We start from the raw sequence: 25853 nt of genomic DNA on the forward strand, positions 1-25853 counted from the left end.
GGCGGGGCTTGCAGCCCAAAGCTTGTGCGTTGGACTCACTACGTTGAGGAAGGCTAATTACCAACAGACGGAGAGGTACTACGGGGGATTCTTCAACTACACAATCGGGCTGGAGCGGGTCATGAAACTGACCATCTTGCTCGATTCTCTTGTGGAGGACGGCAAGTTCCCGAGCGACCAGCAACTTAGAAGTGCCTACGGTCATGACTTGAGCAAGTTGCTTGACGCCGTACAAGCGATCCGGGCGAAGCTTGATCAGAGCGAGCTTCATTGGCAGTTGCCGCACCCGGACATCATCGGCGACGCGGTGGTGTTCCTTGCCGAATTCGCGAAGACGACTCGCTACTACAACCTTGATGTCCTGTCAGGAAGGGCTCCGTCGCTTGACCCAGTAGCTCGCTGGTTTCAGGTCGTAGGGCAGCCGTTGCTCGACAAGCGGCCTGCGTGGCAAACACTTAGAGTCGCGGCCAAGGTAAGTGTGGTGGCGGAACTCCTGGACGACAAGATGCTGATCCGCTCCATGACGGAGGACGGTACCCCGGTGAGCAGTGTCGAAGAAGCGGCAATCGCCGAACACAACAGCGAGTACGTGGCGAAGGAAGGCACCTTCCTCTGCACTGCGCTGGCGAGGTACGTCATCGAAGTGCTTCGCCACCGAGGGCTTGCTGCACGAGGCGCGGGCCATGTGGTCCCGGCTTTTGGTGACTTCTTCGCCTTGTTCAACAACGATGACGCCCTCCTCAAGAACCGAAGGTCGTTCTCGATCCACTGACGGAGCCTGACGTACCGAGGCCGGGCACTGCTGTCCGGCCTCGGCGAGGTAGCTACGCGTTCTTCGGCGCGAAACCATGTGCCGCCCGCCCATTCGACTACTACCGTTGGTTCATGACGGACGACCAGATCGCACCACTTGCGAGACGCACGCCGCTTGATCCCTACAGTTCAAGCGCGCCGCATCTGGTCGCCATCGTGGACACCAACGCACTGTTGAGCAGCATCGAGAACGACTGCCGTAAGGGGTTCCGGTCGCGGCTGTTGCGGATGAGCGATGACGGCACTGCCACTCTCTACGCTGCCGACCACGTCCTAGATGAGACGTACGAACACCTCCCGAGGATGGCCAAGCGTGGTCTGGTGCCGCTCGCCACCCTCCGCGCCCACTTTGAAGCCGAGTACCTACCGGCGCTGCGGTTCGTCACGATGTCGGATGTCGACGACCCGGACGAACAGGTCCTGGCGATCAACGACACCGACGACGTGCCAACAGGATGGTTGGCCAAGCTGATCGCACCATGCGTCGTGTTCTCGGATGACCGGCACCTGAAGAAGCCTGGGTTTGCCCCGAAGGACTGGCAACGAGCGGCGAAGTCAGTCCTCGACATTGCCAAAGGCGTGAGGGACCAGGCCATCACGGTGAACGCAGCCGCTCTTCCGGCCAGGGGTGTAGTGGGGTTGGTCAAGCTCCTGGGACGGCAGACCGGCATCTCTCCGTGGGCGATCGGTGTCGTCGTTCTGAGTGGTGGCGCACTACTCCTCAAGAAGCCCAACAGAAGGAGGGCTGCTGCTTCGTTCGCCGTCAAGGCACTCGAAGTGGTCGGCACCAAACTGGAAGTGGCAACGGCGCAGGAGCGACGGGGTGTCGAGAAGCTGCGCGAGGTCATCCTTGCTGCACCACTGCGACCGACGATCCGGCAGCAAGTCGCCATTACCCTGGCACGACAGAACCAACCGCTGCTGGCCGCCGAAGTACAGGAGCTGGTCCAAGCGCACTTCCCGGATGAACCGGGAGTCAGTCTCCAAGAGGTGCGGGCTGTCCTCGAAGAGGGGACGGAGTTCGTCCGCGTCCAGCGCTACCGATGGCAGCTCGGACGCGGGTCGCGCCGCGGCCGTGTTGAAGCGACCGACCAAGGCGACGCCGGCGGAGGGCTTTTGATCGAGTGCTTCTACGACGAAGATCAGGCGGCAAGCCCGAAGTCGTCTTGAGCTCGTGTAGCTGCCGCTTCCTCAGCGACTGTTGGACTGGCCCCCGCTACGTCCTGCCACACCCGCTCGAAGTGGGCACGTTCCTCGTTGGCGTAAGGCTTCGAGAAGACGCCGGACAAGAAGTATTCGCCGAGCGTCTTGTCGAACCACTCCTGTTCCAGGAGGCCCGCGTACGCCAGGCAGGCAGAAGTGGGGTAGCCGTAGAGGACCCCGGCTTCAAGGACGGTCAGTTCGTGGCGTCGGTTCAAGACGTAGTCGAGCGTCGGCTTGTTGGTTGCGACCTGGAGCCACTCGTGCCGCACCCCGTCAGGGTCGGCGTAGTGGTTGGGGGCATACGGAAGGTCGAGCGCTTCAAGGAGCTGCTCGGCCGCTGTCTTGTCGTCACGGTCTATAGCAACGTCCGTGATCTGCTTGTGCCCGAGCAGCAGCGCCAGCAGATTGACTTTCTCGACCGTCAGCAAGTGGGGGTCGTTTTCAATAAGAGCAACCCTCTCCTTAGTCAGTCGCACGACGTGCTTCAACACGTCGGACTGCACAGCGAATTGAGGGTTGACGGGTAACATGTATCTAAAATAACATAACGTCCCAATTTATCCGCACGATCAAGGGGATGCTATGCGTCTGCGAGTGCGTCAGGTTCTGTCGGGTGTTCTCAGCGCTCAGAACTGCCGGTGCGGGTGTCCGGGCTGTAAAAACGGAAATCACTGCGGCATGTCCGCCAACCAGTGCAGCGTGGGACGACGCTAACTACGAACCGCCGCAGCCGTCTTGGACCGCGTTGACGTAGTGCAAGCCGGCCTCGGCCTAGTGGTCATGCGGTTCCAAGTGGCACCCCTAAAAATGAACGCCCCCGCGACCGACCAGCGGACGCGGGGGCGTTCATCGCTGGGGGTGCGGGTGGATGGTTGGTGCGTGTCTACAGGATCGAGTAGAGGGTAACGCTGCTGGAACGTCGGCGAACGATAATTAACGACCGCGTTGCGGCTGTGGTTGCTGCGCTGATAAAAAGTCAGCAACATCAAAAGTTGTTCACCTGGAACCCGAAGAAGGACGAAGCCACCATGGCTCAGCAAACCATTATTCAACTGCTTGATGACCTCGACGGGTCCGAGGCGTCCGAGACGGTCGTGTTCGGCCTCGACGGTAGGACGTACGAGATCGACCTGAACGACAAGAACGCGGCGAAGCTGCGCAAGGCTCTTGCCGCGTACGTCGACGCGGGCAGGAAGCTGAACCAGACACGTGGTGGCAAGCGCACGGGTGCGGGTCGCGTGACTGCCGACGGCGACACTGCGCAGATCCGCGCGTGGGCCAAGGAGAACGGCTACGAGGTGAACGACCGTGGCCGCGTACCGGCAGACATCAAGGAGGCGTACGCGAAGGCCAAGGTCGCGTAGCACCTAGACAACCAAGCGAACCCCAGAAATGAAGAACACCCCGCGACCTCAACGGACACGGGGTGTTCTTCGTTGAGGTGCAGGGTGGACCGTCGAAAGAGAAGATCAGTCCTGGTCGATGCACTCGACCCAGATGATGCCGTCCTCGACGTGCTCGTCCGTGATGAACTGAAGGGCGATCCTGTCGATGTACGAGCCGTCGGTAGCGACCACGTGCATCCGTACCCGCAGTGAACTGCGATGCACCTGACCTTCGAAATACCACTCCGGTGTGTCGTGGTAGACCGGCTTGGGGGTATCGATGCCGTCGTTCACCACCCAGATCGCACGAGCAGTGTCGATGATCAGAGGCAGGGTGTCGTTCGAGCTGACTCTGACCACCACGATCTTGGGCGAAGCGGTGGTGCTCTGGAAGAGGCTTTGCTGAAAATTCTCCAGCTTGGCCATGCGCGGATCATTTTCGCTGATGGCTTTGCCGGGCATGAAGCCCAGCGGCAACAGCTCTCTTGTGTCGTCGTACGGGTCACCATTCGACATGGATTTCCTCGTATTGTCGATTCGGGTAGGGCACGCCGCCGGCTGAAATCAATCAAGCGGGGTGCCGCATCCGAAGACAGAGACTAAAGAGCCATTGCCGCTAATGGCAATATGTACTTATTTAAACATGAATCGAAATCAAAGTCAATGGCCGCCAGGTTTATCGGCAAACTTGACCAAGATGGTGAACTGTACCCATCCACCGGCTTGCCTCACGATGCCGTCCTGTTTCCCTTCGCCGATCAGTCCGCCGCCAGTCGCGGCCTTGGCAATGCCGCCCAGGGCCGCCTCGTCATCATCTTCTGGATCGAATAGATTATTGTCTCCGTCCGACATGAGAAGTCCTTTATCGCCATACTTCTCCTGAGTCTTCTTCGTGGTGAGATACGTCGATCCTGGTATGTAGTGAATGGTAATTGGCTTCTCGGCCAAAAAGTTACAGGACGCCCAAACCGTCTGTGCGTTATCGGCGGTGAACTCCGCCAGCAATCCAGGATTGTAAACTGGCATGTCCGCAGGGACCGATATTTTCATGCGTGCGTTGTGAAGCTGCGCAGCCGGGTTGCCCTCATCCAAGTTGGGAGCGACCGCATTCGAGAACCAGGCCGAACAGTCATAGTGTTGATCGTCTTTGGCTGCTATACGATTGCTCCAACGGCGCTTATTTACCTTCTCCTCTTTCTCGTGACACAACAAGAACTCGCGTTCGTCACCGAAGGCGTACGCGTCTGTAAGTGAATTAAACACCGCGTACGGTGCTGGCTTCTTGACGGAGTACATCTTGCGTTCAGGACCCCACCCAGAAGTGTGATTAATATCTGACTCAGGGATTGCGACGGGTGAAGCGCTGGCTGACGACTTGGTTGCCTTCTTGTCCGCTTCACCATCCCAAGCGGCTGGGGCAACGATGGCAGCAGCACCAAGGCAAGCAACTGCCAGCACCACCAGATGACTGCGCCGGATTACTATCTTCAGTGTTCTGGTAGGTACGGCGGATTCTTCAACAGTAGGCGGCTGACTACCGTCCCCCTCATCAAGGGGCTGTTGTGCGGCATCCAAGAATGGATCGCCGCTCTTAGCTTCGGCCTTGCCAGTGGCAGCACGGGTCAAGATGAGCTGGGCCAGCTCTGCAAAACCGTCCTTCTCGTACTTGATGTGTGTTCCTCGACTGACGCCGAGAAAGCGCTCATTCTTGGGAAGGTTAACGCCGTACGCCCACTGTCGGCGCTCTTCGAGGTCGCCGTGCCACTCCATGTTGACATTGAGGGCATTGCGAACAGCCCGAGTCATTGGCCTGTCGCCTAGAGCGTTGATCGTCTGATCCAAAGCGGCCAGCCCCGCGACTGGATCGTCTGGGGTGCTGAGTAGATCGAGGAGCCAGGGCCTGGCATGCAGCCTGGCGGGCGTGACGCCTTCCCCCCGCCTCATCTCCTCGAAGGCCGCGATCAACTTCGTCTCGTCGCTCACTAGGTCCCCACCTGCCTGCACGCAACCAGTACGTACAGAATCCCATGCAGCCACGTACAGATCACGTACAGCCATGAACTTGCACGTCAACTGTATGTACCGCCGCCCCCTGGCCGGCTGACGGTTGGTGTGCGCGACCAACCAGCGCGCACCAACAGAGAAGGACAGGGAGGCCAACATGAGCGACCTCATCAGGTACGAGGGCGGCAGCAGTCGGGCCGTGGCTCGTCGTTCGTCCCGTGCGATGCAGGAGATTCAGCAGCGGGGCGAACTCGATCTGGCCCAGCTCATCAACAGCGGCAGGCAGGTCGAAGCGCGGGCGATGGTTCGTCGTCGTCTCACTGAGGACGGCATGACGGACGTTGCCGACGTCGGCCAGCGGGCACGTGAGCTCGCGCGCGGTGACCAGTTCCTCGCGAGCCTGCTGATTCCTATCGTTCAGGAATTCGCGCAGACCACGGCGCGCGACATTCGCGAGTTCGGCCGGGACTTCTGATGGATGCCTTCCACACTCTCGTGCTCGTCGGCATGTTCTTGACCGGCTTCGGCATCCTGGGCGGTTGCTACTTGCACGACAGGGTGGATCAGAAGAAAGAAGCCGAGCGCCAGCGCCAGCGACAGCAACAGCGCCTTCACGACGCTGCCAAGGAACAAGAAACCGCCATGCGTGTCCGCAAGTACAACACCATGCACGCGATGCGTCGAACGGCTCGTCGCCATCGTCAGGAAGGTCGGTACTGAAAATGATCCAGGCCATGACCGAAGGGCAGTTGTCCGCGCTTGGCGGCTTCTACCTCCTGGTGCTGCTCGTCCTCTTCATCGGGGCGTGCGTGTTGGTCAACCGGTTCTTCGGTGACCGCATCCGCTACAACCAGCGGCGGCGTCAGGTCGAAGCGGCCATGCACCGCGACGCGTTCGACCGCAGGATTGCCGAAGACGTTGCGGACGAGTGGGGGTACGACTCCCGGAATTTCCGCAACGACGGCCGTGACTACGGCAGGCGCGACCACCGATGACCATGACCGGCCTGTGGGTGGTACTGGGATCGCTCATCTTCGGCGTCGGCTGGTTCCTGATCGAGCACTACCTCGACGAGCGTAAGACCCTCCGCAGCATTCAGCGCCCCAAGCAGCGCAGCGCTGAAGAGATCGCTCTCGACATGCGGAGGCGCAAGCACGACACCATGCGCCGGATGCGGGATGTTGCCCGCAACTACCGCCGCCCCTGAAATCGGCCCGGCTATCCCACGCTGACGTCACTCGCAGGAGAAGACAGCCAAGGACGCTTGGCCAGTGTCACTCCTGCCAGGCATCAAGCGTGCGGAGGGCCGGGCCGTTGTGTGCCTCCATCTACCGCACGCCGGCCACGCTCGCTTGGTCGGCGGCACCACCCAGAGAGGTTCCGCTGTGAGGAAGGCCCGAAGCCTCCTGTTCACGCTGCTGCTGGCAGCCTTCACGATCCACGTGCTGTGGCTCGCGATACAGCCGCTCATCCCGTATGTCGTCAGTGCGCTCGCCATCGTCCTGGTGCTGGGATTCGTCTATTTCAAGATGACCAGGTGGTGACGACCATGGAGAGGAACCTGACGTTCTCGCTGGGCTTCCCGGCGTCCTTGGATGCCGACCAGGTCGTGACGTGGCTGCGGGCGTTGAGTGGCACGATCACGACGGGGCCGCGGCGACTGCTGGGTGTCCGGAGTCTTGTCTTCGAGGTCGAGGCGACGGAAGCGGGCATCCAGTACCGCCTGGTGCTGCCGGAAGGTACAGCCGACTTCGCCGCCAGTCAGCTACGGTCCCTCATCCCGGGTTCTACGGTTCAGCCGGCGGGCGAGGATGAAGCACTGCACCAATGGACAGCCGCAGTCGAGCTGGGACAGACGAACCCACGCCGGAGCCTTGGCCCGGTAAATGCGGATGCCCTCGCGGCGAGTCTGCTGGCATCCATGCAGGGGCTCGGCCGGGATGAAGCGCTCCTCATTCAGCTTGTCGTGTCACCAGCCCTACGGGAACGACCGCCACAGCAACGCGACGCGGCGATGGTGCCCGGCATTGGCGGTCGTCTCTTTGGCGACCGGATCGACCGCGACCAGATCACCGACCGCCGTACGAAGCTCTCGGAGCCCAACTTCCTCGGAGCGCTCCGAGTAGCGGTAAAGGCTGGGAGCAAGGAGCGCGGGGGCCAGCTGGTGGCACACGTCCGATCCAGCCTCCGCAGCATTGGCCACGCGGACAACGGATTCAAGAAGCGGCTGACGACCTCGGGACGCGTCGTTTCCCGTGTCCACGAACGCGCCGTGCCGACGCTGTTTCCCTTGCAACTGGCCGCTTCTGAGTTGGTTGCTCTCATGGCGTGGCCGATCGGATCGCCGCATGTTGCAGGACTTCCTCGTTCCCGGACGCGTCAGTTGGCGGCAACGGGTGCCATTCCTCGGACGGGGCGGATTCTCGGGCGATCCAACTTCCCTGGAAACGAACGGCTGCTGGCGCTGTCACCGCAGGAATCGACCTGGCATCTCCAGGTGGTGGGACCGACAGGGAGTGGCAAAACTGCTCTGCTGGCAAATCTCATTTCGCAGGATATGAACGCCGGTCGAGGCGTCGTGCTCATCGAGAGCAAGGGCGATCTGTTCCGGGCCGTGCTCGACCGAGTGCCGGAAGATCGCGTGGATGAAGTCGTCCTCCTGGACGTCAGCGACACGGAGTATCCGGTCGGCTGGAATATCCTTGCCGGATCGCCGTTCGTGGCTGCTGCCGACATCCAGCGGCTGTTTGACCACTTGTATCCGCAGGACTCACGAGGGGTGCGTGTCCGTCAGGGCTTTTACCACCTGATCCTCACGCTCATGATGTCCGCAGGCACTACGGAGCCGATGACGTTCGCGGACATTGGGCCGCTCGCCGTACCGAGGCCGGACCAAGAAACGTTTGCCGACCGCCTTATCCGGGGTGTCGGGCACATCGAGGAGCTGGCCGCCTGGTGGCAAGAACGCGGTGACCTCCGGTCGCGGGCATCCCACTTCCAGCCGCTCATGGATCGGATTTGGCAGCTCAACAACCGGCCGAGCATCCGAAACATCATCGGACAGAGTCGGAGCACCATCGACCTACGACAGATACTCCGGGAAAACAAAATCCTGCTCGTCAATCTGGGACGTGCCACCGAGGGCCGAGACACCGCCGGACTGCTGGGGTCGCTTCTGCTGAATTCGGTGTGGAGTGCTGTCCAGGGTGGGGCGGCGAATCCCGAGCGACCCACGATGCTCTACGTCGATGAGTTTCAGGACATGATCAACTTGCCGATCGCCCCGGCTGACATGTTCGCCCAGGCCCGTTCGCTCGGACTCGCGATGACCGTTGCTCACCAACACATCGGGCAACTAACACGGGAACTCCAGGAAGCCACCCAGAACAACGCGCGCTCGACAGTGGTGTTTCAGACCTCCGCCGACGAAGCGCGGCATTTTGCCCGCCAGTTCGGTCGCAGCGTGACCGACGAGGATTTCCTCAACCTGCGCCGCTTCGAGGTCCTGATGCGACTCTCGACAAGCGACGGGGTGAGTACCCCGGTTACCGGGGTGACGTTGCCACCAGTGGAGCCGACTGGCTTTTCCGACGAAGTGCGGCGGCGATCCCGGGCGCGATTCGCCCGACCGGTGGCAGAGGTAGAAGCGGAGATTAAGGCACGCCGCGGCCAGCAGCCGGCCCCTGAGCCTTCTACGCGGCGGCGGCGATTCGGTGGACCGAGGGGATAACGGAAGATGCGCAGTATCCAAGGAGTGCTGTCGGAAGTCGCGTACCTGGAACGCAGTTGCCAGTACGTCAGGGAGAAGCTGAACGACGTCGACAAGGCTGCCGGGGCGATTACGGAACTCACCAGCATCCAGGAATCTGGCGTCGAAGCGGCTACCAGGGACATGACCGCGCTCATCCAACACCACCTCGAAACGGCAGCGCGGTATGCCGAGGAGTGGAAAAACCACGTCGAGAACATCGGGTAGGCGGCTCCGATAGGACTTAGGAATACTGCCGTTACAAGAAGGCCGAATTGAAATAGAATGGTCACAGAAGAGACATGGGCCAATGAAGGCTGCCCTCGGAGGAAGTAGATGACAGCGAAAACCACAGACGACCTGACCGCTCGGCTCAAGCGACTTTTTATGGCAGCGGCGGAGGATCTGGCCGCAGCAGTCAAGCGCGGTGGACACACCCTGGCGGTCACGACGCGGCAATCGTTCGTTGTGCGCGAGGACAACCCGGAAAATTACAAGACGGAGTCTCGCGTCGTAGCTCGGAACGTTCTCGACTATCGGGTACCCCCGGAGTACGGCCGTGACGACGCTGTGCTTTCTGATGAACTTGCTGCCGAGGCACTAGACATCGCCGGTGTCTTCGCAGCACTGCCGGAGGCTCATCTGCCTTTCTTCGCGCCCTTCAGCCGGGACATTCTGATCCCGAGACGAGAGACCCCACTCCCTGCCTACCACGAGGACCCTGCTGACTGGGTTCGTGGAAATCTTCTTCTCCCGTCTATGTATGCGCACCTTGAAAGCCTGGCATCCCTTGGTGCGGTGTCGGATCAGCATGCCGAGCGCTTTGCTGATGAGGTTCTTACGTTCGCCGCAGCTCCCGGCATGACCTACCGGACCGTGGTGCCACTCGCGGGAATTCGGCTGGAGTCGGGAAAAAAGGAGCTGAGGCTGTTGGATGGTGTGAAGCTACGACACCTGACAGCAGACGAAGAAGCCAACCTCGCGCAGGCCCACCTACGAGACGTCTTTTCGCCGTTCAGTCTCCCGCTATACGCGTTGGAACTGGATTGCGTCACCGGGCGGCTTGATTCCAACCCGGACGTCCGCCCGCTTATGGAGCCGTGGCTGAACGCCTTTGAGCTTCTAGGGCACCAGATCACAGGAAAGCACGCAACGACCAGAAGCTTTCCTGAGTGGGTTGGAATCGGCACGGGTCACCTCCCGCTAAATATCCGCCGGATCACACGCCAATGGTCGGTGGTTACCGAGGTAGACGCGGTTGAACTGGTGCGCATTGTTCGCGAGTTCAAGAAATATGACCTCAAAGAAAAGAAGACTGCGACGCACGCGCTTGCGTTGCACCGGTACCACTTGGGGATGGCAAAGGAAAGCGACGTGGAGTCGCTGCTCGACTTCGTCATCTCGCTTGAAGCCATTTTGCTTCCCCGGGATGGCCAGGTTGGTCATTCCGACCTGAGCTACCGGTTCCGTGTTCACGGTGCCCACTACCTCGCATCGACAGCGGATGAACGCCACGACGTCTACAAGCGTATGGGCGACCTGTACGGCCTTCGTAGCACGCTTGTGCATGGCGGCAAGTATCCCGATGACGCAAAGATCCGCGAGGCACGCGGTGATGCCGAGAGCTTTGCTCGGAAGGCACTCAACCGTGCGCTCAGGGAAGGATTCCCAGGGGCGCACACATTCCTCGGCCTGGTGCTCGGTGAGCGTACTCCGACCGATCAATAGAACGCTTCCGCACCGTAGGCGAACCTCGTAGGCCAGGGGTAGGCCGGCCGTAGGTCTACCCCTGTACCTAGATGCACGCTGACCAGGCAAGATGCCGTGGCCTATCCGGACGGAGGACGGACGTTGGAACTGGCCCACCGTGACTACGAAGTGCTCAAGCTGACGCGCACCTTTTCCCAGCTTGCCTCAACCCACATAACCGAACTTCTTTTTTCTCATCGGTCGCACTCGGTTCCTGACAAAGTGCTGGGGCGGTTGGTGCGGCTCGGCTACCTTTCCCGCGTCGGTCGTCGGGCTGGTGGCGACAAAGGCGGAGCGGGGGCGTTCGTGTACCAACTTGGGCGCGCTGGCCGTCTGCTTCTGGGAGTGGATAGCCGCCCGTCCCCTAACGTCAGTAACCACGCCCTCATGATTGCGGATACCTACGTGGAACTGCGGCGGGCGGAAACGGCGGGGGTGCTTTCCATACAGCATTGGGAGGTAGAAAGGCCCGTTCCGCCTAGCGTCCGCGCGGATCTCGCCGTATCGCTCGACTTCCCGCAGCAGGGACGGCAGAGCGCGTTCTTTCTGGAAATCGACCTGAGCACCGAACCGCCAGCGCGTATCCGGGAGAAGGTGGCGGGGTACTGGCGAGCCGTCGAAGCCAACACCGCCGACTACTTCCCGTACGTGGTGTTTGTAGTCAAGCACGAAGTACGCAAGCGCGAGATGGAGCGGCTGTTTGCGAAGCTGCCCGAAGAGCAGCAAGACATGGTGCGGGTGTACTTGATGGGCGAGCTAATCCCTTGGCTTTTGCAGCTCTGAAAACGTTGTATTTAGTACGGCGCTAACAGGGGCGAAAAGTATTGATTAACAGGGGTGGATTGTTTATAATAAAGACATAAAGTAAAGGCCCCGCTTGCGACAGGACCAATACAGGTTTCGGCTAGAATTAGTAGCCAAAACCATTGCTATTTATAGCACCTCCTGTCGCTTTGGGCAAGGAGGTTATTTTTACCCAGACGAAGACGACAACAAGAAACCGCAACCAAAGCAAACGTAAGTAGCGCCGGAAGCTCGACCGCTCCACGGGGTCGGTTTCCTATGGCGCAAGGAAAATAGGAATGAGGATACAAAATATTGCCAACAGGATCGAAGCCTTAGGCGGCGCGTGCGTCATTGATATGCGCAGGCATGCAGATGGCCAGTACATAGTGAAACTTAGCGGCAAGCTCGGCGAGTACAACGTCGAGGCCACCAATTATAAAAGCCCGTCGGAATCGCCAGCAGAGGCGGAGACGTCCGGCATAGCGATTAAGCCCCAGGCTGGTATCTCTTGGACGTACTACCGCGCAATTGAAGCGCTCGACTTGGTAGCGAAGGGGGTGATGTGAAACTCCTGACCAAAGAGATTGAGCGGCAGCTACCGCCCCTTGGTGCTAACGAGAATGACCCCGACCCCATTGCGTGGGTGAAGTTCTTTACCCCCGACAGTAATTGGACGTGGTACGGGATGGAGTACGACCCGGAGAAAAGAATCTTCTTTGGGCTCGTGCACGGCTTTGAAACAGAGTACGGGCACTTCAGCCTTGACGAACTGGAACAGGCGCGCGGACTACTTGGCTTACCGGTAGAGCGGGACAAGTTCTTTACGCCTACGCCTGCTTCGGATTTGGAGTGATGGCACAGCGAATATAAAACGTAACAGCGCCGGAAGCCTCCCACTGGGGTTGGCTTCTGGCGACACAGGAGATAGAAGAAATGAGGATTCGGAACATAGCAAACAGGATTGAGGAGTTAGGCGGTACGTGCGACATCAAGACCCACCGCCGGAAAGACGCCCGGTACGTCGTGAAGCTCACCGGCAAGGTGGGGCAGTTCGACATTGAAGCGACCGACTATAACGCACCGTCGCGACTTTCGACGGTAGCCGATGCGGCGTACATATCCGTCAAGCGCGAGGACGAGCAGCCAAGCCAGACGGTCAACCCGTGGAAGATTCACCGCACCATTAGCGCGATGGCTCACGCCGTGACGAAGAAGGCCGCGCGATGAAGGCGATGATCGAGATAAGCAGAAACACTGCACGATCAATCTGGGAGGGTGGAGACGCAGACGTTTATGAGCTTCTACATGATGGCTCTGAATCACTGATCGCAGACGGAGATAACTTCGACTACGTGACGTCAAAGGTTGAAAATTTCGGCATTGAGGGTGAGGTGTTCGGAACGCTTTACAGCGAGGAAGCCCTCTAGTGAATGACGAACAACGACGATGTACCCGGGAAGACTTGCGGATCGTACTTAACGTTCCGAGCTACTGGGGTGTTACCGATGACGGCTTTGCTGATTGGGGCGACCATCACGGTGAGGGCGACGCCGACGATTTCGATAGCTACCAATGCGATGGCTGCGGCGAGTTCTTCACGAAAGCCGAAGAGCGGGAAGACGCCTGGCAAGCAGCCCTCGACCACCTGACGAAGCCGGGGACCGCGTAATGGCGGCCACCGCGTTCCACTACTACAAGGTGTTGTACCACGTGTTCACGCACTCCGCGTACGCGCCGGATGAGTGGACGGAGGACTACAACAAGGCCGAGGAAACCTGCAAGCTGTACGCCGACACCCACGGCTATGCCCGCTTGTACGAAGAGCGCTACCCGACACGTGGCCACTACGAAGACGCCCAGTGCGAAGAAGACTGCCTGGTGGCTGTCGGGGAGTGCCCGTCATGAGCCGTCGCCGACAACCCTTGCTTGCCCGGCTTCTATGGGGACGCTCGCGCCGTACCACCAGGAGCACGACCCCGAGTGTGGTCGTCACCCGTGTACGAGCGGAACCATCACCAGCCACCTTGCCGATGGTCACGCCGCAACTGGCCACCGATTTCCGCCTTGCTGTCGGTATCGCAACCAGTCTCGCGCTGGGTGTCGGGTTGTCCTTCGCCATCCTCCCCGCATAGCCAGCAGCGACCAGCTCGGGCGCTGTCGTCATGGATCGGTCGCGTGCGCGTCGACGGCCTGGTGGTGGTTGGTCATCGGCACCAACTGCCCTCCGCCGGCGCAAGCTGGGTCGTCTGGTTCTACTGGTGCCCGCGGTGGCGTGGTGGTCGAGCACACCCAAGCGCCACCAGCCGGACGCACGCCCCATGCTGTTCATGCTCGACGAAAGAAAGGAATAATGAGAAAATAGTAGACGAAAGATTTAGCATATGAAATTAGATGAACTTACCGACAGTGAACTGATCCAAAAAATCGCCTACGCGCTTCACCTGGCCGTGAAAACGTCACTCGGGCAGGAAAAGGTCGACGAGTGCTACGCGTACTGCTCTGTGAATGGCAAGCTCGACGTATATAAACAAGCTTTCGAGCAATTCAAGCAGCAGGTGATAATCGTTGATTGAAAATAAAGCAGCATCCGGTATGAACCCTTACGAACCCCTTGCCAACTACCTTGAACCGATCTTCGGCAACATCTATGAATACAACATGGACGAACCGGGGTTTGACAGGCAGGAGTGGACGAACGAACTACGGGAAGCCGTAATCCACTACCTAGAGCACGGTCTACCGGAAGACATTGCCGTTACCCTCTTTTGCCTTGACGGCGAAGCGCTTAAAGACCCAGGGGTCAAACGCGCGGCGATAGACGACCTCCTCAAAGGTTGTGACGCGTGGGAAGTTGCCTTCGAAGTAAGGGGTGCTGCTGTACGTGCCGTTCCGACTCTGGATCAACTGATTGGCCACCTTGACGCGTGGCCGAGTAGAGACGAAGCAGTGGACGCTGAATTATGGCTTGAAGCCAACCTCACCAACTGGAGGTTCATGATCGAAAAACTAGACCCTGCACTGACACAACAGCCAACCTTCGATTTCGACGCCATGGATTACGCGCCGCCTGCACTTCTAAAAGCGTGGCACGACGCGGTTGGTCCAGCACCGAGCGACCTCACCGATGATGAGTGGCAGCTACTCACGCAGACCCTGCCACCGGACGCCCCAGGTATGAAGACAGAGCAAGGTGCCGCAAGCACCCGCCGAGCGTTGAACGGCATGTTGTACCGACACCGACACCACTACCAGACGGCATGGACTCAGGTGCCACGTAGGTACGGCAACGATGCGTCCATTCAGGCTCGGGTAAGCAGCTACAAGAAGAAGGGGGTCTTCGCGCGCACCCTTGCAGCTCTCGACGGCATCCCCGGTGCTGAACGCTTGGTGGAGTGGCTGCGTCATCTCGAAGGTGGCGAGTCGTCGAAGGACCGGCCATGAGGGGCTAGCACACGCTGAGTAGATCGCCTCGACCAACCACACGCCGGCCACGGTCGGTTGATCCCGTCGACCTAGCTGCGCAGGACGCAGGAGCCGTGCGGTAATGGCTGCCGTGGATCAAAACTCGTTGCGGAAGCTCGTGGAGGGTCAGCTTCTACGACTGGAGGGCAACGCCTTCCAGGACTGCATGGATCGGCTTGGCCTCGTGCTACACCCTGGCGACTACCAACCCGTGAGGGCGGCCGGGCCGAAGGGCGACACCAAGAACGACGGCTACTGCCCGAAGGCTCGGGTGTTCTTCGCAGCGCACGCCACGCGCGGCGAGCGAATCGACAAGACCAAAGCGAAGATCCGCGGTGACTTGGAGGGCTGCCTCCAGGAGCACCGTGACGTGAGGGTGTGGCGCTTCCTCACCAACGACACTGTTCCAGGCGAGGTCGACCAGTTCATCGACAACGAGCTTCGCTCCTTGTACCCCAGCGTCACCATCGAGATATGGGGGCTCAAGACGCTGGCCGATGAGATCAGCAAGCTCAAAAAGGTGCAGGTCGACAGGATCATCGACGTCATCACGGTGGACGAGCCGGAGTTTGAAGTCGTGGTGCTCGACCACATGAAGACGGGGCGTGACCTCTGGCCAGTCCTCTCAGGCTGTCTCGGATGGTTGCCGCATGAAGAACCAGACGACTGTACCGACGACGAGCAGGATCTCATCGACAGTGCGATCCAAAGCTTCCAAGACTGGAGCGACATCTCGTCAGACATCGAGTTCTCTCGCTCCTCGGTACGGGACGCGCAGCGAAGCATCACTGCCATCTTGGAGGAGCTTGCAGAGAAGAAGCTCGCCCTCTTCGCCGCGACGGCGGACAACTATCCTCTTACTGGTGGCCCATCGCCGTTCTTGGGGACTGTGGCCATCTTCAGGATCACGCGGGTGACTAGTGCAGACGACGCACCTAGCAACAGGTGACGGGCGAGCTTCCTACCGCGCATGAACCACCCGATCCAACTGCACGCCGGCGGGCGCCGTAGGTCCAGGCGATCCAGCGACAGACACAACAGCACCCCGTGCCCTGCCGGGCTACGGGGTGTTCAAGGGTGCTGAGCGGCGCGGTTGCTCGTCGAGGTCAACGATCCTGATCGTCCTGGTAGACGTTCACGGTCACGTCATGTGCGCTGTAGTTCACGACGAACACGACCACCCGGATTGATCCGTCCTCCAGGACGGGGTGGCTCACGACCCATTGAACGTTGTCCTTGGGAACGTACTGCTTCGACTCGAAGCTGATAGCCAGCCTGGGGACGAGTTCTTCGGCCTCGTACTCACCAATGACAATGCGGCCAGCGCGGTCATCAGCGTGCGGTGGAATGACTCGGGACGCTAACAGGTCACCGCTCATAACTGCTGAACCTCAACGTTCACGGTCTTGCCGCTGTGGTTGGCAACGTGCAGCACAAGCTCGTACTCGTCATATTCCGCGCTGAGCTTGGTGATCTGTGCGTCAACATCCTTCGGATTGAGATCCGGCGCTATCTCAATCGAGAAGCCAATAGGTGGCTCGTCATCCGTGAAGTCGCCGAGTGAGATGTGATCCTTCTTCTTTGGCGGAACCTCGAACACCACGATGGGGCGGCTTTCCTGATCAGGCTTTGGCTGGAGGAACTGCGATGCTTCGGATTCTCTTCGAGGGACTGGCACTGGTTGCTTGTTGTTCATAATCCATCTTCCTTTGACTTTAGGGGCGGAATATTTCAAAGAAAGCGCAATTTAGTGTATATTATGTGTAGGTGATTTGCGCTCTGCTTTAAAACTCCACTTTTTGCTTTTAAGGCGTATAATCGCCTTAGAGGTGCAAACAGTAATACCCCGCCGTTAGTGTGGGTAGCAAAAGCGCCATGCTACTTAAAACTTTACATGGTTAGTGTGTAAAGTTCAATAGAAAATGTGAGCCAAGGAACAACTTAACACCTATGCATTATTTCAAACATTCCCAACTCGTCGAAAGGTTCCATGTTTCAAAAAAGACCGTTTCCAATTGGATTGATGCCTCTAAGGCAGGCAAGAACCGATTGAAGCTGGTAACTCACGGCAAGTTCACCCACATCCTCGACAGTCCCGAAAACGTGTTGATCCTGGAACGGCTTGCTGAGAAGGCGCGGCGCTACCAATCCGGCCAGTACAAGAAGATTCAGCCAAAGCCTGAGTTTTACTCCATTTTCAGCGAGCACCAGCGTGCCGACATCGTCAGGAGTATGAACAGGGACCGCGAGATTCCTCGGCAGTACGGCTACATGAAAGACGGAGCGACGAACTGGGATAACTGGTTGCAGCGCTTGGCCAATGAGGAGTCCCCGAACATCCTGAAGGGCACGGTTGAGTTGATCCAGAAGAACATGGAAACGCTCGACTGGCTCCTAGAAGGAAACAAACGGGTAAACGTGATCGACCTCGGCGCGGGTAACGCCTACCCGGTCAAGGGTTTGCTTGGCCACTTGATTGAGCGTAATCTGCTGCACCGCTACATTGCCGTTGACATCAGCCCGTCAATGTTGGATCTTGCCAAGCATAATGTGACGGAGTGGTACGGCGACGACGTAAAATTCGAGGGCTACGTCCGTGACATCAGCTATGAGCGCTTTGATGACCTGTTGGTCGACGACATAGAGGTTGAGGAGACAATCAACCTCGTCTTGTTACTCGGCGCTACCCCTATGAACTTCCGTTCTTTCACGGACGTGCTGAATCCAGTACATGCAAGCATGGGGCAGAATGACCTCCTCATGTACACCGGAAAGCCCGACACCGAGATGGCTCGGCGGTACTTCGACTTTAGCTCTACTCCCGGTGCAGGAAAATTATCGCCAAGCCACAAGTACATCCTTGACCTCTTAAACATCGACGAGTCGCTGTATGACGTAAAGCAGGGATTTGATGAGACGCTACGGATGCGTTTTATCCGCATACGGCTCACCACTCCTGTGATGATTGAGTTTGAGACGAGGGGCACAAAGCGCAGCGTCACCTTAGAAATCGGTGACGAGATCCTGCTGCTGCGGGTCTGGCATTTGTCCGCGCTTGAGGTCATCAGCGAGTTCGAAAAATCCGGCTTCACCCTCTTGCAGTCGAGCCTCACGAAGGACCGGCAGTCGTTCTTGTCCATCTCTGGTGTCGAGGCTCGCAACGACATGGAGCGCATGTAGGACGCGCCTGGAGCTGCTGGTTAACCTCCGCTCCGTGGCGACTGTTGTCCGTCGGCACCTACCGTTCCCGCCGGCATCGAGTTGAGTCGCCAGGTTCCACCAGCGCCCGCGGCACCGGCCTGAACGACCACACTTAGGCGCCGCCAGGCGCTCGGGTAGCTTCGGCAGATCCAGCGACCTGGCAGGCGACGATTTGGAACAGCGGCACCTACGCCACGAGCTCGCGCTGGCAAGTGACGACGCAACAGGGGATGGCAGCAGGGCACCTTGGATGCCCCGACCCAGAGGCCGTGGCCGGCGTGTGGTTGGTAGACGAGTCCAAGCGTGCTCGTGCGGGCGTTGGGAGACTGCCTCACAGGAACCCGCGACGTGGCCGGTGGCTTCAGCGGAAGCAGCGGAACGCTCCGCACCGATGACCGCCAGGTGCTGCTTGCGCGGCTACTGCTCCAACCGATCCAGTACAACCTGCATCGACACACCAAGCGTTCGGACGACGTAGCGAAGCTCGATCACGTCGAGTCGGCGTTCACCGGACTCGTACTTGCTCACGAACGACTGCGGCACGTCCAGCACGGCGGCGACCTGCACTTGGGTCATGCCCGCCTCAAGTCGCAGTGCGCGGAGTAGGGCACAAAGCCGCTGGTACTCGGCCGAATAGATCGACTTCTCCACCGCCTTACCGCACCGCGCGGCTTGCCGATATCCCAAAATCGGATATTGTGTGGCTCGTGTCCGAACGGACACCCCGTGGCTATCGACAGCGAGGAGGTGTGACATGAGCGCGATCATGAGTGGTGGCGGGGGCGGGGGCGGCTGATCTGCCCCGTCGGAACATAGAGAAAGCCCCTGGGCGTCGTTACCGCCCAGGGGCTTTCGTTTGCCTATTTAACAACATGCGGCTTCTTGATATACTTGATCTTGAAGTATGACAAACCCACTCGACCAGCTCTATAAGACGAAGTTACAGCTCATCGCTGTGCTTGCGGTCGTGGGTGGGATTGCTCTTTTGATGCTGGCACATTGGTCGGCGACCGCATCGGTACCGGGGTGGCTCACTTGGTTGCCGCTCTCAGAGATCGGCTCCACTCTTTTCGGTACCGGCCTGCTGGCTGTGTTCTTCGAGTACGTTGACCGCAAACACGGCGAAGAACGCACCGACCAACGTATTCGCGAGGCCGTGCGGAAAGAAGCACCAGCGATGCGTGACGCCGTGCTTGATAGCTTCGCTTTCAATCCTGAGACGCTGAAAGGCGTTGCCTCGGACGAGACACTCGACCGGATTGCAACCAACGCTCTTGGTCTGCGCCTTGGGGATCAGAAACTTGCCCAGGAGGCGTATGCCGACCTTCGAGACCAGATCATTCAATCACCGGAGCGCTGGCGTGACGTTGACGTATCTGTCTCATTGACGCCGTGGGAAGTTGGGCCTGTGTCGGGAAAGGGCTCGATGTTTGTTGCCACTGTTCGATGGGAGTACAAGGTCCGTCTAGCCAGCAACACTATGCGCTTTGCCTGCGTATCCGACCTAGAGGAGTATCGCGAGCTCCTTCGGGATCAATCCGTTGCCTCCGCCTGGATGTTCCTTGAGACCAGCGGATTGAACGCGGCCAACAAGGAAGCGTTCGAGCTGCTTCAACTGAGCCTTGATGGGCGTAGCCAAAAAATCCGGCGCACGGAGCGTAAGGGAGCGCAGCTCTATACGGTTAGCCTCGGGTCGACTGCTGTGACCGGTGAAGAGGTCACCATTGCCTATACGTACCGGGTTCTTGTACAGCGACACGGACACCTTCTCTATCTTGACCTTCCTCGACCCACCAAAGGTGTCCATGTCCAACTGGCGTACGGAGGGGCTGGGATTCACTACGTCAATGTGCTGGATTATTTCGCCTCTCCTAACGCGTCGCGAATCGAGCAATCCCCGGAGGCCGCCTCGGTTAAGACAATTGACGTGAGCTTCGATGGGCAGATATTCCCACGGGCAGGCATAGCGTTCGTGTGGGTGTTGGACGAGGAGCTATGACAGAGGATTACGTCTCTATAGCTTCAGTGGCAAAGAAGTATGGGGTTAGCAAGAGCACGGTGCGGAGAAGAGTGAAAGAGGGGAAGCTTTTCCCTGGAGCTAAAAGGGTAGAGTATGATCACGGCCAAGCATGGCTCATTCCGCAACGTGAGGCGGAGAGTGTTTCGCTTGAGAATTTATCCCCAAGACCCCGTCCCCGGAAACAAAACATTAGCTCAACGCTTGAATCACTGGACGAGAGAATTGCAGTGCTTGAGCGGCTCCTCCCCAAAATCCTTGCTGGCAAGAGTTAGCGTTCTCGTCGAGGTGTAGCGGCGGCAGCCGAAGATGGCACGTGAATCCAAGCACACTCAGCGACGCCGATGGATGCTGCCTTCTACGCCTCGTGGCCGGCTGCGGCTTGATGGGCTCGAACTACGCGGCGAGTGCGGTGCTGTCACCTTCGGTGGCTTTGACAGCAACGCTGACAGCTACGACGCCGATCAACCAACGTCGACGCCTGTCTTGCAAGTGCGCGTCCACCCCTGAGACGCGCCGCTCTAAGGTGTCGCGGGCCGATCTCTTAAGCAGGGTGTCCTGGGTTCGATCCCCAGTTGGCCCTCCAGAGATAAATCGCGTCACCAGGCCGTTCCAAAAGCCTGCCTGACATCCATTTTGACAGCTACCCATACTGTCAAGAACATCCATCAACCGCCCAGTCCCTTCGGCCTGGGCGGTTTTGGTTTCTTGGAGTTTCTGTTCTACGAGCTGCAATGCGCTCGTCACCTGATCCGTGTACACGTGGGTGTAATAGTGCTGCGTGGTAAGTACGCTGCTGTGCCCCATGATGACCTGAGCTACCTTTGGCGATACGCCGAGAAGTTCTAGCATGGATGTTGCAGTGTGCCGGGTGTGGTGAAACTTGATCCACCTGACGCCAGCTAGCTTGCAGAGGCGTTTGAACATGTGGTCCGAGAAATTACGTGGGCTAATAGGTGTACCTTTCGACGTCGTGAAGACGAGGTCATGTTCAGATGGTGGCCGTCGTCCTCTCTCGTCATTCATGCGTGCCAGTCCTTCTCTGATGACCCCGAGAATTGGAAGTGTGCGCTCACTCGAATCGGTTTTGAGTGGCCCGGTTATCGGCTCTCCTGCTACCACCTTGTGAAGCTGCTGAACCAACTGGATCTCTCCAGCTGCAAGGTTGACGTCTTGCCACCGAAGACCGAGAATCTCTCCTCGGCGCAGTCCGTAGAAGGTGGCAAGCCCCCAGGCTGCCGCCAACCTGTGTTCTTTCGCAACCTCCCAAAACCGCTGCGCTTCCTCGACGGTCCAAGGAACGACCTTTTTTGGTTTGTATTTTGGAGTCGTGGCCAACCGTGCAACGTTACGACCTATCCACTCTTTGCTCATTGCATAGGTGAGAGCGGCGCTGAGCGTTGTCTTAACCGTCTGCACTCTCCTGGGAGATTTTCCATGTTCGAGCAGCCGACTAAGCAGCGTCTGAACGGTCTGAACCCTGATGCTTGTTAGCGTCGTACTGCCAATCTCAGGCTTGAGGTACAGTCGCGAAATGGACTCGTATTCCTCGTACGTCCTGAGTGCATCTTCTTTCTTGACGACTTCTTCTAGCCAGTAGTCAAGGAACGGGCTGAGCTTCCACGCCTTGTCCGGCGTCGGGATGCCCTGGTCGTCCTTCGCCTTAACTTCGGTGAGTTTCTTACTGACCTCTGCGCGTGTCTTGCCATAGAGGTACTTCCGCTTGGGCTCCCCGCTCGTCGTCTGGACCCATACAGAACTCACCCAACGACCGTCCTTGCGTTGGTAGATTGTGCCCTCGCCGTTCGCATTGCGGCGAGCCATCAGGCGTATGCCCTTTGCCGTGACTGCTGCACGTAGTCTCGTAGGGCGTCCATCGGGACGAAGCGCCGTCGGCCAATCTGAATCGAGTCCAGTAGCTTCGTGCGAATCAGGTCGTACAGCTTCCATTTGCTGATCCGTAGGAGCGTGTACGCCTCGATTACCGTAAGAAGTTGCAGCATGTTGGTAGCTGCGGGTGTCGTGTTGTTGTCTTCTCTCATATATATTCTCCTCCATTAGTTAAACTCATTTCGGTTCGTTTGTTAACGCTCATGGTGGGCTGCGGCATTGTGGTTTCGTCATCATGTGGCAGCTCCTGGTTTGTCGCCGCTTAGAAGTCCCGGGGCATCGGAAAGGAGGCCGACAACAAAGAGCGCCTGAGCATCCTTGGCGAGCTTGCTAATCACACCCGCGATCCGCTCGGCTCGGTGGTTGTTCTGCACCAGCCAGACGACTTTGGGGAAGACGCCGCGCCACTGCTGTTCCATGCCGCTTCGCCAGTAGTCGACGTACCGCTGCGACTTCTTCTGGATGGTGGGCAGCGTCTCGGTGGACAGGTCGACCTCGACGAAGCTGCTGTGCTCAACGGCCGCCGTACCTATCCGCACGAACGCGTCGGGCTTGACCATGACCAGATCGCCACCAGAACCGGTGAAGTGTCGCCAGGCAGCCGGTTCGGCGTCGTACGCCAGTAAGTCGCCCTGACCAAGCCGGTGCTGCTCGACGAGTTGAACGTAGAGGTCTGAGACTTCGAGCATGTGGTCTTGGAAGTACGGCTTCGACTCCCAGACGCGGCGACGCTTGCCGCCGAGCGGGCCGCTCGTGTCGATGACCGCTTGCCCAAGGCCGCTAAGGCCGTAGATGTAGCCGGACGACCCCGCACGGATGCCGCCAATGGTTCGGGAAAATCTTGTCACGACGCCGAGCTCGCTAAGCCGGGTCATCATGAGCTGCGCCCGGCGTGTTCTGGCACGAGGCGATCCATCCACCACGACGAGCCGCTGTAACTGGCGAAGACTCGCCAGACGTACCCGTTGCAGAACACCGAGGACAGCACGGTCGCGCGGGCTGAGCCGACGACGCAACCGGGCCACTCGCGCGGGTGGATTGCTTGAGGGCCTCACCATAGGAAGACCTCTGTAGGTGAGATATTCGCTGGCGCTTGTACTGCTCCAACAGAGAGGAAGCGACCAGGGCAACCAACACGATGCGAAGCGCGGAGCGAACCACGAAGCGACGTCATCATGACTGCCTCCGTGCCATCTGCCCGATGGGTCCGTCTGGTTGTCGGTCATCACCGTTCCAGCGCTGACGAAGTGCAGCGTCGAGGCCCGCGCCGTCGACCCCGTATCGCGCCGCACTTTCGCGACGAAGCTCAGCGGGATCACTGAGCGCCTGGCCGTCTGGTGGAAGCGTGCGGATCAGGAAGGGGTCAGACGGACGGCGATTCACCAGGACTTCGGCGTACGCCTCGTGTGCATCGAGGAGTGACAGATCATCGGCGACGAGGCCACCGCCAAGAACGGTGGCAAGGCTGGCTGCGTCCTCGGTGCTGGGACGGAAAACGACACGGTTACGAGCGTTCGCCGTTAGACCAGCCCGCATCTTCGGCGGGAGCTGCGCCAGGTGCTGATGTGCCACCGTGAGCCCAACCCCCAGACCGCGTGCCTGGGCGAACATGTCGCCCAGATCCACCGGCAGTCGCAGGTATCGCTGCACCTCGTCGATCATGGCCATGACGGGATGGCGTTGATTCGTCGCCACCAACGCTCGCCGCTGCATGGCTTCGTAGAACTGCATCATCAGCAGCGCACCCATGAGCTGGGCGGTCTCGGCTCCGATGACCCCCGTGTTGAGGTTCACCAGCACGATGCGCGGGCGGTAGAACAGCTCGTCCAGCGCGAACCGCGGTGAGGCTTGTCCCAGCAACCTTCGGATGGCTGTGCGGCTCAAAAAAGCCCGGGTCTTGTTGAGAACCGGGCTAATCACTTGTTGGCGTTCGGCTTCTGACAGACCGTCGTACCAAGAGAAGAAGGGGGCGAGGACAAGGGCGTCGTTCACCTCGGCAAGCAGGCGTCGGCGGAACGTCGCGTTGGTAAGCAGTACCGGCAGATCCGCCAGAGTGCCGTGGGTGCTTCGACTCAAGGCCACCAGGCCGTGCATGAGGACATCGGCGCTTCGTGGTCCCAGGCTGGTGCCGTAGAGCTCGCGGAACAGATGTAAGAGGTGGTCGGCTCGTTGTTCGGCGTCCTCAGATGAACCCGCCAGCGGATTGAAGCCGACGACTTCTTGCGCCTGGCCCGGCTCGATGACGACGACATCCTTACGACGCTCCGCGGGCACGCCGGCGAGGATCGCTTCTACGAGGTCGCCGCGTGGCTCAAGAACGAAGACACTTCGCCCGGCGCGGACGTCGGCATGGAGGAGCTTCGCCAGCAGCGTTGATTTGCCGCTTCCTGTTGGCCCGACGACGTGCACATGGTGCAGAGCACTCTCCGTCGGCAACGTCACCAGTTGATCGCGCTGACTTGGGTGCAGGCCGGCGCCGAGGACACGCTCGTCCCGTTGATGCGTCGCTTCTACCGGCACCAGCAGTGCGGATGGTGCCGGGTACTGACGGCCGTGGCTCGTGCGTCGCTGGTCCGCTCGCTCTACCGGCCAGCCAACTACCGTGGCAAGTTCGGCGACGTTGAGGATGCCCGACCACCGATTGTTCGTGGTGTGCGCCAAGTCGAGCTGGTGGACACTACGCACGCTCGGGCGGGTGATCCAGAGCTGTGTGTGACTGCTGCTGGCAAGTTGAAGTGCTTCGCCCAAGCGGCGGACGAGGATGCGGGCGGCATCTACGTCACGGGCACGCGCACCGATCCGGCCCCGTACTAAAAGAAGCGGCTCCGAAGCTTTGTGCTTCCAGAGCCGCCGATCGTCTGCTGTCTCCTTGGCGACAGCGACCAGGCCGAGGGAACGAGCGATGCTGAACCGCTCGGGCCTGTGGTCGCGTGACTGCACCGACCCGATGACCCACTGGACGGTGACGGATTCACCGCGTCCGAGGGTGCTCATAATTTCGAGGAGTCCAGCGGTGACGCTGGGGGCCATGTCTGTGCGGAGTGCTGTTGTCAGGCTCGACACCCGGACGTTGGCAGCGACCTGCGGTACCGGTCGCGACGGCTGATCCAGCGGAACCAGCACCAGGCCGGGGAGCTGTGCTTGCAACTGTCCTGGCAACTCGTCACTGATCTGGTGATCGAGGCCGACCAGCCAGCGGATGTCACCACCGGATGATGCCCGGATCTCAAGGACGGTGGCCGGCGTGCGCTTGAACCAGCCGACCAAGGGACGATACGCCAGCGGCTGGAGCGTCCTCACTACGTCGGCTGCGGCGAGCTCGTGAGGGAAGTGAATCTCGAACCACACGAGGGCGGATGATCCGCTTCGGGTTGGGATGGTGGTTGCTGCTATAGGCACCCTCCTTTCTAGTTACACGGCGTTTCCAACGAGTCGAGACACTCAAACAAGACCAACGCTCGGTAAGTGCTGGTTGCTTGCACCTAGGCTGCTCGGCTTGTTGGAGGAGTGGATGACCGCCTGCGGTCGTGCCTGCTCCTACATTCAACTATGGAGAGGTTGCTATACAAAAACAAGTATTTAGGCACGGATCACA

The 25853-nt window shown here is 59.4% G+C and carries 34 protein-coding genes; 24 read left to right on the plus strand and 10 right to left on the minus strand.

Annotated features, from left to right (window positions below; genetic code table 11):
* Positions 1–121 precede the first annotated feature (121 nt).
* Both IEY89_RS16555 and IEY89_RS16560 read left to right on the plus strand, forming a co-directional pair.
* Positions 122–772, plus strand: a complete 651-nt coding sequence (locus tag IEY89_RS16555) for a hypothetical protein (RefSeq protein WP_189148154.1) — start codon at positions 122–124, stop codon at positions 770–772.
* A gap of 113 nt (positions 773–885) precedes the next feature.
* A complete protein-coding gene (locus IEY89_RS16560) occupies positions 886–1983 on the plus strand; it encodes a PIN domain-containing protein (protein WP_189148155.1) in 1098 nt (365 codons plus the stop codon).
* Here the strand turns inward: IEY89_RS16560 and IEY89_RS16565 are convergent.
* Positions 1956–2546, minus strand: a complete 591-nt coding sequence (locus IEY89_RS16565; protein ID WP_189148156.1) for a hypothetical protein — start codon at positions 2544–2546, stop codon at positions 1956–1958. The genes IEY89_RS16560 and IEY89_RS16565 overlap by 28 nt on opposite strands.
* Before the next feature lie 498 nt (positions 2547–3044).
* Here IEY89_RS16565 and IEY89_RS16570 point away from each other — a divergent pair, with 498 nt between their 5' ends.
* Positions 3045–3380: a histone-like nucleoid-structuring protein Lsr2 gene (locus IEY89_RS16570; RefSeq protein ID WP_189148157.1), complete on the plus strand. Its 336-nt coding sequence runs from the start codon at positions 3045–3047 to the stop codon at positions 3378–3380.
* A 105-nt stretch (positions 3381–3485) separates the two neighbouring features.
* Here IEY89_RS16570 and IEY89_RS16575 read toward each other — a convergent pair whose 3' ends face one another.
* On the minus strand, positions 3486–3917 hold the full coding sequence (locus tag IEY89_RS16575) for a hypothetical protein (protein WP_189148158.1): 432 nt from the start codon (positions 3915–3917) through the stop codon (positions 3486–3488).
* Positions 3918–4061: 144 nt separating this feature from the next.
* Positions 4062–5384: a hypothetical protein gene (locus IEY89_RS16580; RefSeq protein ID WP_189148159.1), complete on the minus strand. Its 1323-nt coding sequence runs from the start codon at positions 5382–5384 to the stop codon at positions 4062–4064.
* A 178-nt stretch (positions 5385–5562) separates the two neighbouring features.
* Here IEY89_RS16580 and IEY89_RS16585 point away from each other — a divergent pair, with 178 nt between their 5' ends.
* The 18 genes from IEY89_RS16585 to IEY89_RS16670 all read left to right on the plus strand — a co-directional run bounded on the left by IEY89_RS16585 (position 5563) and on the right by IEY89_RS16670 (position 16099).
* Positions 5563–5880: a hypothetical protein gene (locus IEY89_RS16585; protein WP_189148160.1), complete on the plus strand. Its 318-nt coding sequence runs from the start codon at positions 5563–5565 to the stop codon at positions 5878–5880.
* Positions 5880–6125, plus strand: coding sequence for a hypothetical protein (locus tag IEY89_RS16590; RefSeq protein ID WP_189148161.1), 246 nt, complete (start codon positions 5880–5882; stop codon positions 6123–6125). Before IEY89_RS16585 ends, IEY89_RS16590 begins: the two co-directional genes overlap by 1 nt.
* Positions 6126–6139: 14 nt before the next feature.
* Positions 6140–6400, plus strand: a complete 261-nt coding sequence (locus IEY89_RS16595; protein WP_189148162.1) for a hypothetical protein — start codon at positions 6140–6142, stop codon at positions 6398–6400.
* Positions 6397–6612: a hypothetical protein gene (locus tag IEY89_RS16600; RefSeq protein ID WP_189148163.1), complete on the plus strand. Its 216-nt coding sequence runs from the start codon at positions 6397–6399 to the stop codon at positions 6610–6612. Before IEY89_RS16595 ends, IEY89_RS16600 begins: the two co-directional genes overlap by 4 nt.
* 178 nt (positions 6613–6790) lie before the next feature.
* Entirely contained in the window at positions 6791–6949 is a 159-nt protein-coding gene (locus IEY89_RS16605; protein ID WP_189148164.1) for a hypothetical protein, read from the plus strand.
* Positions 6943–9135, plus strand: coding sequence for a type IV secretory system conjugative DNA transfer family protein (locus IEY89_RS16610; protein WP_189148165.1), 2193 nt, complete (start codon positions 6943–6945; stop codon positions 9133–9135). The genes IEY89_RS16605 and IEY89_RS16610 overlap by 7 nt, the downstream gene beginning before the upstream one ends.
* Before the next feature lie 6 nt (positions 9136–9141).
* Positions 9142–9381 (plus strand): hypothetical protein, encoded by a 240-nt coding sequence (locus IEY89_RS16615; protein WP_189148166.1) that lies wholly within the window; start codon positions 9142–9144, stop codon positions 9379–9381.
* Between the two features lie 108 nt (positions 9382–9489).
* Positions 9490–10881 carry a HEPN domain-containing protein gene (locus IEY89_RS16620; RefSeq protein ID WP_189148167.1) on the plus strand — a complete coding sequence of 464 codons (1392 nt, stop codon included), beginning with the start codon at positions 9490–9492 and terminating at the stop codon, positions 10879–10881.
* Between the two features lie 123 nt (positions 10882–11004).
* A complete protein-coding gene (locus IEY89_RS16625) occupies positions 11005–11685 on the plus strand; it encodes a replication-relaxation family protein (RefSeq protein ID WP_189148168.1) in 681 nt (226 codons plus the stop codon).
* A gap of 299 nt (positions 11686–11984) precedes the next feature.
* Positions 11985–12254, plus strand: coding sequence for a hypothetical protein (locus IEY89_RS16630; RefSeq protein WP_189148169.1), 270 nt, complete (start codon positions 11985–11987; stop codon positions 12252–12254).
* A complete protein-coding gene (locus IEY89_RS16635) occupies positions 12251–12541 on the plus strand; it encodes a DUF2958 domain-containing protein (protein WP_189148170.1) in 291 nt (96 codons plus the stop codon). Before IEY89_RS16630 ends, IEY89_RS16635 begins: the two co-directional genes overlap by 4 nt.
* A gap of 80 nt (positions 12542–12621) precedes the next feature.
* Positions 12622–12915, plus strand: a complete 294-nt coding sequence (locus IEY89_RS16640) for a hypothetical protein (RefSeq protein ID WP_189148171.1) — start codon at positions 12622–12624, stop codon at positions 12913–12915.
* Positions 12912–13115, plus strand: a complete 204-nt coding sequence (locus tag IEY89_RS16645) for a hypothetical protein (RefSeq protein ID WP_189148172.1) — start codon at positions 12912–12914, stop codon at positions 13113–13115. Before IEY89_RS16640 ends, IEY89_RS16645 begins: the two co-directional genes overlap by 4 nt.
* On the plus strand, positions 13115–13357 hold the full coding sequence (locus tag IEY89_RS16650) for a hypothetical protein (protein WP_189148173.1): 243 nt from the start codon (positions 13115–13117) through the stop codon (positions 13355–13357). Before IEY89_RS16645 ends, IEY89_RS16650 begins: the two co-directional genes overlap by 1 nt.
* On the plus strand, positions 13357–13593 hold the full coding sequence (locus tag IEY89_RS16655; protein WP_189148174.1) for a hypothetical protein: 237 nt from the start codon (positions 13357–13359) through the stop codon (positions 13591–13593). The genes IEY89_RS16650 and IEY89_RS16655 overlap by 1 nt, the downstream gene beginning before the upstream one ends.
* Positions 13594–14069: 476 nt before the next feature.
* Positions 14070–14261 carry a hypothetical protein gene (locus tag IEY89_RS16660; RefSeq protein WP_189148175.1) on the plus strand — a complete coding sequence of 64 codons (192 nt, stop codon included), beginning with the start codon at positions 14070–14072 and terminating at the stop codon, positions 14259–14261.
* Between the two features lie 19 nt (positions 14262–14280).
* Positions 14281–15129, plus strand: a complete 849-nt coding sequence (locus IEY89_RS16665; protein ID WP_189148176.1) for a transposase — start codon at positions 14281–14283, stop codon at positions 15127–15129.
* Between the two features lie 103 nt (positions 15130–15232).
* A complete protein-coding gene (locus IEY89_RS16670) occupies positions 15233–16099 on the plus strand; it encodes a hypothetical protein (RefSeq protein ID WP_229695259.1) in 867 nt (288 codons plus the stop codon).
* Positions 16100–16256: 157 nt separating this feature from the next.
* Here the strand turns inward: IEY89_RS16670 and IEY89_RS16675 are convergent, their stop codons facing one another.
* Both IEY89_RS16675 and IEY89_RS16680 read right to left on the minus strand, forming a co-directional pair.
* Entirely contained in the window at positions 16257–16529 is a 273-nt protein-coding gene (locus tag IEY89_RS16675) for a hypothetical protein (protein ID WP_189148177.1), read from the minus strand.
* Entirely contained in the window at positions 16526–16846 is a 321-nt protein-coding gene (locus IEY89_RS16680) for a hypothetical protein (protein ID WP_189148178.1), read from the minus strand. Before IEY89_RS16680 ends, IEY89_RS16675 begins: the two co-directional genes overlap by 4 nt.
* Before the next feature lie 254 nt (positions 16847–17100).
* Here IEY89_RS16680 and IEY89_RS16685 point away from each other — a divergent pair, with 254 nt between their 5' ends.
* Positions 17101–18330 (plus strand): class I SAM-dependent methyltransferase, encoded by a 1230-nt coding sequence (locus IEY89_RS16685; protein ID WP_189148179.1) that lies wholly within the window; start codon positions 17101–17103, stop codon positions 18328–18330.
* 438 nt (positions 18331–18768) lie between these two features.
* On the opposite strand, the gene IEY89_RS16690 is transcribed toward IEY89_RS16685, so the two are convergent.
* On the minus strand, positions 18769–19002 hold the full coding sequence (locus IEY89_RS16690; protein WP_189148180.1) for a helix-turn-helix domain-containing protein: 234 nt from the start codon (positions 19000–19002) through the stop codon (positions 18769–18771).
* A 253-nt stretch (positions 19003–19255) separates the two neighbouring features.
* On the opposite strand from IEY89_RS16690, the gene IEY89_RS16695 reads away from it, so the two are divergent.
* Positions 19256–20350, plus strand: a complete 1095-nt coding sequence (locus IEY89_RS16695; protein ID WP_189148181.1) for a hypothetical protein — start codon at positions 19256–19258, stop codon at positions 20348–20350.
* Positions 20347–20643 carry a helix-turn-helix domain-containing protein gene (locus IEY89_RS16700; RefSeq protein WP_189148182.1) on the plus strand — a complete coding sequence of 99 codons (297 nt, stop codon included), beginning with the start codon at positions 20347–20349 and terminating at the stop codon, positions 20641–20643. Before IEY89_RS16695 ends, IEY89_RS16700 begins: the two co-directional genes overlap by 4 nt.
* A gap of 121 nt (positions 20644–20764) precedes the next feature.
* On the opposite strand, the gene IEY89_RS16705 is transcribed toward IEY89_RS16700, so the two are convergent.
* The 4 genes from IEY89_RS16705 to IEY89_RS16720 form a co-directional block, all read right to left on the minus strand.
* Complete coding sequence (locus IEY89_RS16705; RefSeq protein ID WP_189148183.1) at positions 20765–22192, minus strand: tyrosine-type recombinase/integrase; 1428 nt, start codon at positions 22190–22192, stop codon at positions 20765–20767.
* Positions 22192–22410, minus strand: coding sequence for a helix-turn-helix domain-containing protein (locus IEY89_RS16710; protein ID WP_308437441.1), 219 nt, complete (start codon positions 22408–22410; stop codon positions 22192–22194). Before IEY89_RS16710 ends, IEY89_RS16705 begins: the two co-directional genes overlap by 1 nt.
* A gap of 81 nt (positions 22411–22491) precedes the next feature.
* Complete coding sequence (locus tag IEY89_RS16715; RefSeq protein ID WP_308437442.1) at positions 22492–23484, minus strand: replication-relaxation family protein; 993 nt, start codon at positions 23482–23484, stop codon at positions 22492–22494.
* Positions 23432–25606: a type IV secretory system conjugative DNA transfer family protein gene (locus tag IEY89_RS16720; protein WP_189148185.1), complete on the minus strand. Its 2175-nt coding sequence runs from the start codon at positions 25604–25606 to the stop codon at positions 23432–23434. Before IEY89_RS16720 ends, IEY89_RS16715 begins: the two co-directional genes overlap by 53 nt.
* Between the last annotated feature and the right edge of the window lie 247 nt (positions 25607–25853).

The sequence above is a fragment of the Streptomyces lacrimifluminis genome (assembly GCF_014646095.1).
In the GTDB taxonomy this organism is placed as follows: domain Bacteria; phylum Actinomycetota; class Actinomycetes; order Streptomycetales; family Streptomycetaceae; genus Streptomyces; species Streptomyces lacrimifluminis.

Excerpts from the sequence above, each read along its gene's own strand:
- IEY89_RS16555 (WP_189148154.1), top strand. The coding sequence starts at position 122 with ATGAAACTGACCATCTTGCTCGATTCTCTTGTGGAGGACGGCAAGTTC.
- IEY89_RS16560 (WP_189148155.1), top strand. The coding sequence starts at position 886 with ATGACGGACGACCAGATCGCACCACTTGCGAGACGCACGCCGCTTGAT.
- IEY89_RS16565 (WP_189148156.1), bottom strand. The coding sequence starts at position 2,546 with ATGTTACCCGTCAACCCTCAATTCGCTGTGCAGTCCGACGTGTTGAAG.
- IEY89_RS16570 (WP_189148157.1), top strand. The coding sequence starts at position 3,045 with ATGGCTCAGCAAACCATTATTCAACTGCTTGATGACCTCGACGGGTCC.
- IEY89_RS16575 (WP_189148158.1), bottom strand. The coding sequence starts at position 3,917 with ATGTCGAATGGTGACCCGTACGACGACACAAGAGAGCTGTTGCCGCTG.
- IEY89_RS16585 (WP_189148160.1), top strand. The coding sequence starts at position 5,563 with ATGAGCGACCTCATCAGGTACGAGGGCGGCAGCAGTCGGGCCGTGGCT.
- IEY89_RS16590 (WP_189148161.1), top strand. The coding sequence starts at position 5,880 with ATGGATGCCTTCCACACTCTCGTGCTCGTCGGCATGTTCTTGACCGGC.
- IEY89_RS16595 (WP_189148162.1), top strand. The coding sequence starts at position 6,140 with ATGACCGAAGGGCAGTTGTCCGCGCTTGGCGGCTTCTACCTCCTGGTG.
- IEY89_RS16600 (WP_189148163.1), top strand. The coding sequence starts at position 6,397 with ATGACCATGACCGGCCTGTGGGTGGTACTGGGATCGCTCATCTTCGGC.
- IEY89_RS16615 (WP_189148166.1), top strand. The coding sequence starts at position 9,142 with ATGCGCAGTATCCAAGGAGTGCTGTCGGAAGTCGCGTACCTGGAACGC.
- IEY89_RS16620 (WP_189148167.1), top strand. The coding sequence starts at position 9,490 with ATGACAGCGAAAACCACAGACGACCTGACCGCTCGGCTCAAGCGACTT.
- IEY89_RS16630 (WP_189148169.1), top strand. The coding sequence starts at position 11,985 with ATGAGGATACAAAATATTGCCAACAGGATCGAAGCCTTAGGCGGCGCG.
- IEY89_RS16640 (WP_189148171.1), top strand. The coding sequence starts at position 12,622 with ATGAGGATTCGGAACATAGCAAACAGGATTGAGGAGTTAGGCGGTACG.
- IEY89_RS16645 (WP_189148172.1), top strand. The coding sequence starts at position 12,912 with ATGAAGGCGATGATCGAGATAAGCAGAAACACTGCACGATCAATCTGG.
- IEY89_RS16655 (WP_189148174.1), top strand. The coding sequence starts at position 13,357 with ATGGCGGCCACCGCGTTCCACTACTACAAGGTGTTGTACCACGTGTTC.
- IEY89_RS16660 (WP_189148175.1), top strand. The coding sequence starts at position 14,070 with ATGAAATTAGATGAACTTACCGACAGTGAACTGATCCAAAAAATCGCC.
- IEY89_RS16665 (WP_189148176.1), top strand. The coding sequence starts at position 14,281 with ATGAACCCTTACGAACCCCTTGCCAACTACCTTGAACCGATCTTCGGC.
- IEY89_RS16670 (WP_229695259.1), top strand. The coding sequence starts at position 15,233 with ATGGCTGCCGTGGATCAAAACTCGTTGCGGAAGCTCGTGGAGGGTCAG.
- IEY89_RS16675 (WP_189148177.1), bottom strand. The coding sequence starts at position 16,529 with ATGAGCGGTGACCTGTTAGCGTCCCGAGTCATTCCACCGCACGCTGAT.
- IEY89_RS16680 (WP_189148178.1), bottom strand. The coding sequence starts at position 16,846 with ATGAACAACAAGCAACCAGTGCCAGTCCCTCGAAGAGAATCCGAAGCA.
- IEY89_RS16685 (WP_189148179.1), top strand. The coding sequence starts at position 17,101 with ATGCATTATTTCAAACATTCCCAACTCGTCGAAAGGTTCCATGTTTCA.
- IEY89_RS16695 (WP_189148181.1), top strand. The coding sequence starts at position 19,256 with ATGACAAACCCACTCGACCAGCTCTATAAGACGAAGTTACAGCTCATC.
- IEY89_RS16700 (WP_189148182.1), top strand. The coding sequence starts at position 20,347 with ATGACAGAGGATTACGTCTCTATAGCTTCAGTGGCAAAGAAGTATGGG.
- IEY89_RS16705 (WP_189148183.1), bottom strand. The coding sequence starts at position 22,192 with ATGGCTCGCCGCAATGCGAACGGCGAGGGCACAATCTACCAACGCAAG.
- IEY89_RS16710 (WP_308437441.1), bottom strand. The coding sequence starts at position 22,410 with ATGAGAGAAGACAACAACACGACACCCGCAGCTACCAACATGCTGCAA.
- IEY89_RS16715 (WP_308437442.1), bottom strand. The coding sequence starts at position 23,484 with ATGACCGACAACCAGACGGACCCATCGGGCAGATGGCACGGAGGCAGT.